Origin of the sequence: Streptomyces flavofungini (assembly GCF_041028215.1) — a bacterium.
Classification (GTDB): Bacteria; Actinomycetota; Actinomycetes; order Streptomycetales; family Streptomycetaceae; genus Streptomyces; species Streptomyces flavofungini_B.
Genome location: NZ_JASKYR010001027.1, coordinates 1 through 2,241 on the forward strand (window position 1 = coordinate 1; position 2,241 = coordinate 2,241).

General features: G+C 72.1%; 2 protein-coding genes. One reads left to right on the forward strand and one right to left on the reverse strand.

What is annotated here, in order from left to right:
- Positions 1-25 precede the first annotated feature (25 nt).
- Complete coding sequence (locus AB8Z36_RS37985; protein ID WP_369217928.1) at positions 26-1,210, reverse strand: HpcH/HpaI aldolase/citrate lyase family protein; 1,185 nt, start codon at positions 1,208-1,210, stop codon at positions 26-28.
- 280 nt (positions 1,211-1,490) lie between these two features.
- Here AB8Z36_RS37985 and AB8Z36_RS37990 point away from each other — a divergent pair.
- The coding region (locus AB8Z36_RS37990) for a TerD family protein (protein ID WP_440582114.1) at positions 1,491-2,241 on the forward strand (751 nt) is incomplete at its 3' end.

Genomic DNA, 2,241 nt, shown 5'->3' on the forward strand with positions numbered 1-2,241 from the left:
AGGCGGGGCGGTCGGGCGGGGTGGGTCAGGTGGTCGGGACGGCGGCCGCGAGCAGTTCCACGAAGCCGACGTCCTCCCGGGCGACGCCGAAGACCTCGGCCCGCCGCAGCGTCCGCTCGGCCCAGGCGCGGTGCGGCTTCACCTCGTTCATCTTGTTCGTGTACGAGGAGCGCAGGACCCCGCCGCCGCCGCGCTCGGGGCGCAGGATGTCCGCCGCGTCGCTGAACTCCTCGTGGCTGACGACCGAGAGGGCGTGCACGGGCAGGACGTGGGAGGGGTGGATGCAGGTCTTGCCGAGCAGGCCGTTGGCCCGGTCCAGCTCGATCTCGCGGAGCAGGCCGTCCATGTCGTGCTCGATGAGGGCCTGGCGCAGCTCGTCGGCGCGGCCCTCCAGGAAGGGACTGCGGCGCAGCTGGGGCTTGAACATGCGCTCCTGGACCCGGAAGTACTCCCAGACGGGCCCGGTCACGATGTGGCCGGTGCCGTCGGCCCTGCCCAGGACGTTCACCACGTCTGCGATGACCGAGGCGACGATCTGCACGTCGTAGGCGGTCATGTCGGGCGGTCTGCGCAGTCCGTAGGCCGAGCAGAAGTCGGTGACGCCCAGGCGCAGCGCGAGCACCCGGTCGCGGTACTTGTCGACCGTGCGGGCTATGCCCGCCAGGGTGTCGGCGCGGCTCTCCAGGTGCAGCAGCTCGGGCGATTCCAGGACGGGCATGGCGAAGAGCCGCCGCGCCACGTCCGCCTCGGGGGCGATCTCGGCCTCGGCCGCCGTCAGCGCCTCCAGGAACGGAACGCCCCGCTCCTCGGTGAACTTGGGCAGTACGAATCCGGACAGCAGCCGGACGCTCGGCCCGAGCCTGCGGATCAGGTCGGGTATCTGCTCGGCCTCGCGGACCCGGATGAAGAGCAGCGGCGGTTCCACGCCCCGCTCCGCCAGGTCCGCGAACTGCCGGACCAGGTTCTCCTCGGCCTCGCCGACCTCGGCGTCGTCGATGGAATCCTCCAGGCAGAGCACCATGGAGGTCACGCCGCGCCCGCCCTGCTTGAGGACGTCGTCGGCGAGGCGGGGGCGGGTGGCCGGGCTGTAGAGCGTGGCCCCGAGGGCGGACGCGAGGAGTGGGGGCGGGGAGTCCGCGGTGAAGGCACACGGCTCCCGGTGGAAGAGACGCTGTCGCACCTCTGGGGCGATGTGCCCGAAATGACGCATGGATTTCCCCTGCTATCGCCTGTTCCGTCGAACGTTGTGCTCTGTTCCGTCGACATGGACCGTTGTGATGTGGCCGGTAATAGTACGTAGGAACGGGTGCCGGGGGTTCCCGCCGGACATGAACTTCAGGTAACCCGGCCATGTCACACACGCACACCACACAACCGTCGCACGCTCCGTCGCACCCCCGGCCGCCCGCGGGCCGGGCCCTGCCGCCACGGCCGGGGCGCTCTCGGCCCCCGCGTTGTACGACACGTGCGGGGGAAGGCAGGATGACCGCATGACGCACGCGATGTTGAAGGGGTCCAACGTCCCGCTGGAGGCTTCGGCGGTCCGCGCAGTGCTGCGCTGGGCCCCCGGGCAAGGCGTCCCCGACGTCGACGCGTCGGCGCTGCTCCTCGGCGGTGACGGCCGGGTCCGCTCGGACGAGGACTTCGTCTTCTACAACCAGCCGCGCCACCCCGGCGGCACGGTCTGGCGGCTGGGCAAGAAGCGGGTCGCCGAGGGCCTGACCGACACGATCCAGACCGACCTCGCCGGCATGGACCCCGCGGTCAGCCGCGTGCTCCTGGCCGCCTCCGCCGAGGGCGTCGCCTTCGGACACGTACCGGCGCTGCGCATCCTGCTCTACGACGCCATGGTCACGGGCGGTGAACCGCTCGCCTACTTCGACATCACCCCGCAGACCGGCGAGGAGACGGCGCTGATCTGCGGCGAGCTCTACCGCCGCGGCGAGGGCTGGAAGTTCCGGGCGCTCGGTGAGGGCTACTCCAACGGTCTTGAGGGGCTCGCGTCCGACTTCGGGATCTCCGTGGACGACACGGAGTCCGCCCCGCCCGAGCCGATGCCGGCCGTGCCCGGACCCTCCACGTCCTTCCCGCTGCCGCCCGCGCGGCCCATGCCGCAGCCGTCCCCGGCCCAGCCGCAGCCGTCGGCCGCGCAGCCCGCCCCGCAGTCGCCGCCCTCGTACGGCTATCCGCCCGAGCCGCCCGGCATCCCGCGCCCCAGCCCTCGTACGGCTACCCTCCGGC

Bases quoted from the DNA above. Each gene is read 5' to 3' on its own strand.
- AB8Z36_RS37985 (WP_369217928.1), bottom strand. From the start codon at position 1,210: ATGCGTCATTTCGGGCACATCGCCCCAGAGGTGCGACAGCGTCTCTTC.